Raw genomic sequence first — 6,589 nt, forward strand, 5'->3', positions numbered from 1 at the left:
AGGCGCATTGCAAGGTTCAGCGGAGTCTGACCACCGAACTGAACGATAACGCCGGCGCAGTTTTCACGTTCGTAGATACCCATCACGTCTTCGAGAGTGAGGGGTTCAAAGTACAGCTTGTCAGAAGTATCGTAGTCCGTAGAAACGGTTTCGGGGTTAGAGTTGACCATGATAACTTCGTAGCCCTGCTTCTTCAGGGTGAAGGCTGCGTGGCAGCAGCAGTAGTCAAATTCAATACCCTGACCGATACGGTTCGGGCCACCGCCAAGCACCATGATGCGCTTGTTCTTGGGGCGGTTCGGCACTTCGCGAACGGGTTCGGTGTGTTCTGCGTAGCAGGAGTAGTAATACGGAGTGATAGCTTCGAATTCACCGGCACAGGTATCTACAGAGTAGTAGCTGGGCTTCAGGTTGATGGCGTTACGTGCAGCCATGACTTCTTCCGGAGTCTTGCCGAACAGGTAACCGATCTGGATATCGCTAAAGCCGAATTCCTTTGCCTGGCGGAACAGGTCCTTGTCCTTGCAGAGGTTTTCGAGAGAACCTGCGCTCTTGATTTCGTCTTCGAAGAGGGCGATTTCTTCCAGGTGACGGAGGAAGTAGCGGTCAATCTTGGTGATTTCGTAAAGCTTTTCGATGTCCCAACCGCGGCGGAATGCGGCGTAAACCACGAAGATGCGTTCTGCGCTGGGGCGTGCAACTTCCTTGGCCAAGGTTTCGTCATCGTAAGCCAGGAACTGTTCGCACTTGGCGCAAGCACCGAAGCCGCCGAAACCAGTTTCCAGAGAGCGGAGAGCCTTCTGGATGGACTGCTTGAAGTTGGTGCCGATAGCCATGGCTTCGCCCACAGACTTCATCTGGGTGCCAAGAGTGCTATCTGCCTTGGGGAACTTTTCGAAGGTAAAGCGAGGAACCTTGGTAACAACGTAGTCCAAAGCCGGTTCGAAGCAGCTAGGAGTGGACTGTGTAATGTCGTTCTTCAGTTCGTCAAGAGTGTAACCCACAGCCAGCAAAGCTGCGATCTTTGCGATGGGGAAGCCGGTTGCCTTGGAAGCAAGAGCAGAAGAACGGCTAACGCGGGGGTTCATTTCGATAATGATGCGGCGTCCCGTCTTGGGGTCGATAGACCACTGAACGTTGGATCCACCGGTTTCAACACCGATAGCTTCCATAACCTTCAGGGAGTCGTCACGCATGGCCTGGTAGGCACGGTCATCCAGAGACTGGATGGGGGCCACGGTAATGGAGTCGCCAGTGTGAACGCCCATGGGGTCCAGGTTTTCGATGGAGCAGACGATAACGGCATTGCCCTTCTTATCGCGCATGACTTCCATTTCGAATTCCTTCCAGCCCAGGAGGGATTCTTCAATCAAGACTTCGTTGTTGAGGGATGCGTCAAGACCGCGGGTCACGATAGCTTCGAATTCGTCTTCGCTATATGCGATACCGCCGCCGGTACCACCCAGGGTAAAGCCCGGACGGATGATCAAAGGCCAGCTGCCGATGGTCTGTGCGATTGCCTTAGCTTCGCTCATGGAGTGTGCAGAACCGGAGCGGGGGAGGTCCAGGCCGATGTTCAGCATGGCGTCCTTAAAGAGCTTACGGTCTTCTGCGCGGGCGATGGATTCTGCTTTGGCGCCGATCAGTTCCACGTTGTAGCGGTTGAGAATGCCCTTTTCGTGGAGTTCCATGGCCAGGTTCAAAGCGGTCTGGCCACCCAGAGTGGGGAGCAATGCATCGGGGCGTTCGCGGCGGATGATTTCGTGAAGAATATCAGCGCTCAGCGGTTCGATGTAAGTACGGTCGGCCATTTCCGGGTCGGTCATGATGGTTGCCGGGTTGGAGTTCACCAGAACCACTTCGTAACCTTCGCGGCGGAGCACCTTACAAGCCTGTACGCCGGAGTAGTCAAATTCGCAACCCTGACCGATAACGATCGGACCAGAGCCAATGAGCATAATCTTTTTGAGGTCTGTACGCTTAGGCATTCTTGCCTCCCTTAAAAGCTTCAATCATCTTCTTGAATTCTTCGAACAAGTAGTAAGAGTCGTTAGGACCCGGAGCAGATTCCGGATGGTACTGAACGCTGAATGCGGGCATCTTCTTGTGGCGAATGCCTTCCACGGTGTTGTCGTTCAGGTTGATGTGGGTGACTTCCACATCGGCGGGCAGAGTTTCTGCTTCAATAGCGTAGTTGTGGTTCTGGCTGGTGATTTCCACGGAGCCAGTTTCCAGGCGCTTTACCGGGTGGTTGCAGCCATGATGGCCGAACTTCAGCTTGGTCACCTTTGCACCCAGAGCCAGGCCCAGCAGCTGGTTACCCAGGCAGATGCCCATGAGAGGATACTTGCCAAGGAGCTGTTTTACGAGAGCTGCAACCTGGGGCAGAGAGTTGGGGTCGGCAGGACCGTTGGAGAGGAACACGCCATCGGGATTCTTGGCCTGAATCTGCTCGAAGGTAGTGTTGATGGGCATGACGGTCACCTTCATGTCCTGGCTTGCAAGGTCGCGGAGGATGTTGGTCTTGATGCCGAAATCCAGGGCCACCACATTGTACTTGCCCTCGGTAGAAAATTCGTACCCGTTAGGGTCGCTGACCACAGAAGCGTAGTCCTGACCATCCAAGCCAATCCATTCCTTCGCTTTTTGAACCGCGTCGGCCTCGCTCATGTCAAAATTCTCGACATGGAGGTATGCCTTCTGGGCGCCGTTGTCGCGGAGGTGCAGCGTGAGGGCGCGGGTATCGACACCTGCAATGCCCGGCTTCTTCTGGGCCTTCATGTAGGTGTCCAGGGATTCTTCGCCCACGTTTTCGGAAGCGTCGCAAAGGTCGTTGATGACAATACCGTTCAAAAAGACTTGGCGGGATTCGGACTTTTCGCTCTTGGCGGAGTAGGCGCCCACTTCAGCGGTGGTGAACACCACGAACTGACCTGCGTAGGAGGGGTCGGTAAGAATCTGCTTGTAACCAGCCATGCCCGTGTTGAACACAGCTTCGCCTACGGTGTCCTTGGCGTCGCCAAATGCGTAGCCATTAAAAACCGTGCCGTCAGCCAAGGCCAAGAATGCCTTGCGCTCGCGCTTTGCCTTCCAATTGAATTTATCGTTCATACGTTTTACCTTTTACTTGTTAATCTCTAAAACCTGGGCAAAAAAAATGGCAAAAGCGAAATGCCTTTGCCTTAAAACCACTAAAACTGAAAACAGAAACAACTTTACCAATCATACCGTAGGGGGTATGTGCGTGCGCCGGAATCTGTTGTTCAGTTCTCTTCATCGGGTGCAAAAATAGAAAAGGTAACCCCCCTCGGCAATAGGTGTTTAAATAAAAAAATGGGCTTTTTTTTACGTGAAAAATGGGTTTTAAAAAGCCTGGATTTACAAAAAACGTATAAAAAATGTAGATCTATCCGTAATATGTTGTAAAATAAGGAGTTACGTGTTTTTACGAATTGTGTAACGCTAGAAAGTCTGTTTTGCGGGGGCATATGGATGAATAACGTTAACAAAAGAGGGATTTTTTTCATTCCTTATGTTTTATTAGGGTAAAAATCGTTTATTATTGTCTGTTAAGGATTTCTTACATGGGTGTCTTATGAGTTTTAATTTTGATGGAATTCTGGGATCGGTTTACGTCCTGCACGCAGTGTTCTTTCTCTTGATTGATGCGTTCATTTTAGTGATGGCCTTTTCCAAGAGAAAAGAATCTCCTGCACAATTTGCTTTTAGCTGCTTTGCACTTACGGTAGTCATGCTTCAGGCAATGGCCGTTACGACGCTGTCTTTCGAGTATGGTCTTGTAGATATTGCCGGACCTCTTAAGGCGTTCGTTTACTTGATGATCGTTTCTCTTCCGGCGGTTTCAACCTACTTTGTTGATTTCTGGCTGATTCGACTTTTTGGCTTGATTCATGACACTCCTCATAACAAATTTAAAATTTGGGGTTCTTTCCCCATGATCCTGTATGTGGTGCTTTGTATTGTGTCTTTTAAGACCCATTGGGTCTTTTATGTAGGTGATGATTGGGAATATCATCGAGGAACATTGTTCTTCCTTCAGCCGTTGGTGCCGTACTCCTATATCCTAGGAGTGTTCATTCTTTTGTTTAGGGAGAAAATCAGGAATAGGGTTGTTCAGAATTCTGGGGTAATCAAGTTCATTGTTTTTTACGTGGTCCCGCCTGCTCTGGGTTCTTTCATTCAGATTTATATTGATGTGCACGGCTGTTTCTCGGAGCTGGGTGTTAGTGTAGGACTTTTATTGGCGTACATCGGCATGTATTTAGGTGATGCGGAAGAACATCGTCGCTTAAAGGATCTTGCTGATTTTAACGAAAAATTGCAGATGATGAACAAGCAATTGCGTTCCACCATGATGAAGGGCGAACTGCAGGCAAAGACCGTTGCTGAAACTATCCATGGCGGTTTTAAGATTGGCAAGATGGACAAGTACTATACCTTTACCTATATCTCTGAACAGTTGGCGAACATGCTGGGTTATACGGTGCCGGAAATGATGGAAATATCCGGTGGAACCATGGCTGGTCTTGTGGATATCGAAGAGGCAAAACGCGTTATTCCTGATGGCCTGGCGCAAGCCGCCCGTGGTGAAGTGTACACCATGAATTACAAAATGCGTTGTAAAGATGGCTCGTGGAAACATGTGCAGGAACGTGGACGCGTGATTAAGGCAGAAGACTCTGAAGATGAAACCTGGAGCGTTATTGTTGATGTGGATGAAATGGTCCAGGTAGAAGAAGCTCTGAAACGTGTGGAGAAGAGTCGCAAGGAATTAGCCGAGTATAATGACATTATTTCCAATGCAGGCCTGGGCGTCTGGTTTGTGACCTTTACGCCTGGAAAACCCAACCAGCTTTATGGAAATAAAAAATTTTACGAGCTCATTGGTATTGATGGGGATTCCATGTCCCGTGAAGACTTGCATGAGCTATTTGCAAACAGCATTGCTCCGGAAGACGTGCCGATCTTTGGTGCTGCCATTGAAAAAATGAAAACGGGACAATTTGCGGAAGCTCTTTATCGATGGAAGCATCCCACTAAGGGTTACTTGTATAACCGTTGTGGTGGTACTGGAGTTCAGTTGCCTGATGGTTCTTTCTGCTTGAGTGGTTACCATGGTGATGCTACGGAAATTGTGATGAATGAGAAAAAACAGGAGGCGCTCCTTAAGGATGCTCTTGTTGCCGCAGAAGAATCTAACCGTGCTAAGACTGCGTTCCTGAACAATATGAGTCATGACATCCGTACTCCCATGAATGCAATTCTTGGCTTTGCCACTTTGATGGAAAAGGAGTGTGACCATCCTGAAAAGGTCAGGGAATACTTGAAAAAACTGAAAGGTTCGGGTGACTTCCTCCTATCCTTGATTAACAATGTTCTTGAAATGGCTCGTATTGAAAGTGGTAAGGCTGACTTGAATGAACAGCCCACCTACTTAGCGGGTAATACCGATACCACTATGGATATCTTTGATACAGCCCTTAAAGATCGTAATTTGAAGCTTACTTCTTCGTTGTCCGTGCAGCACCAGTATGTTTACTGCGATATGGTAAAGGTCCGTGAAGTGATCATTAATTTGATTAGCAATGCTATTAAGTATTCTAAGGTGAATGGCCACATTGATACCTTCATGAGGGAAATTCCTTGCTCCCGCGAGGGCTATGCTGCGTACGAATTTGTCGTGCAGGATGATGGTATTGGAATGAGCAAGGAATATATGCCTCATGTATTTGATTCCTTTGTTCGAGAACGCAATTTCACGGAAAGTAAAATCGTAGGGACTGGACTTGGCTTGCCCATCGTGAAAAAGCTGGTAGAGCTCATGGGCGGTACCATTACGGTGGAAAGCGAAGAAGGCAAGGGTTCTAAGTTCACCTACGTTCTGGAACATAGGCTGTGTACCGAAGAAGAATTTAATAAGGCCCACGGCGAAGTAGAATCTGTGAACGTGGACTTGAAGGGTAAGCGAATCCTCCTGGCGGAAGACAATGACCTGAATGCCGAAATTGCGATTACTTTGTTGGTAGATGCTGGCTTTAAGGTTGAACGTGCCGTAGATGGAGTCGTCTGTGTTGATATGCTTAAGGAATCAAGCGCTGGTTATTATGACTTCATCCTGATGGATATCCAGATGCCCAATATGGACGGTTACGAAGCCACCCGTGTTATCCGCAATCTTCAAGATGAAACCCTTAAGAATATCCCCATTGTGGCGATGACTGCAAATGCGTTTGATGAAGATCGTCGTAACGCCTTGAAGGCGGGTATGAATGGACATGTGGCAAAACCCATCAATATGAATACCCTAATTAAGGCTGTTAGCGAGGCTTTAGCCTAATAATTCATCTTTTTTCAAGTTTTTTAGTGGCGGAAACGCCACTTTTTTGTCTAAAAAGCATATTTATTTGTTGAAATTATGGTTTTAATTATAAATAATCATTTATAATTATGGGTCTCATAAAAACATAGTATTAGTGGACTTGTTGATTTTTTAATAGAGGGTTTCTCATAAACCATATTCATTATTTGTTGGTATAAATATACACTCTTTTTCGTATTGATTAAAAAA

3 protein-coding genes are annotated in these 6,589 nt (G+C 47.8%); 1 reads left to right on the forward strand and 2 read right to left on the reverse strand.

The window, feature by feature from the left end; translation table 11 throughout:
- Both carB and carA read right to left on the reverse strand, forming a co-directional pair.
- Nucleotides 1-1,988: carbamoyl-phosphate synthase large subunit (gene carB / locus BUB59_RS14690; protein ID WP_073231376.1), on the reverse strand; the 1,988-nt coding region annotated here is incomplete at its 3' end.
- Entirely contained in the window at nucleotides 1,981-3,111 is a 1,131-nt protein-coding gene (gene carA / locus BUB59_RS14695; RefSeq protein WP_073231378.1) for a glutamine-hydrolyzing carbamoyl-phosphate synthase small subunit, read from the reverse strand. The genes carA and carB, both read right to left, overlap by 8 nt.
- Before the next feature lie 484 nt (nucleotides 3,112-3,595).
- Here carA and BUB59_RS14700 point away from each other — a divergent pair, with 484 nt between their 5' ends.
- Nucleotides 3,596-6,358 carry an ATP-binding protein gene (locus BUB59_RS14700; protein WP_073231380.1) on the forward strand — a complete coding sequence of 921 codons (2,763 nt, stop codon included), beginning with the start codon at nucleotides 3,596-3,598 and terminating at the stop codon, nucleotides 6,356-6,358.
- The last annotated feature ends 231 nt before the right edge of the window (nucleotides 6,359-6,589 follow it).

The organism is Fibrobacter sp. UWEL (assembly GCF_900142535.1).
Lineage (GTDB): Bacteria > Fibrobacterota > Fibrobacteria > Fibrobacterales > Fibrobacteraceae > Fibrobacter.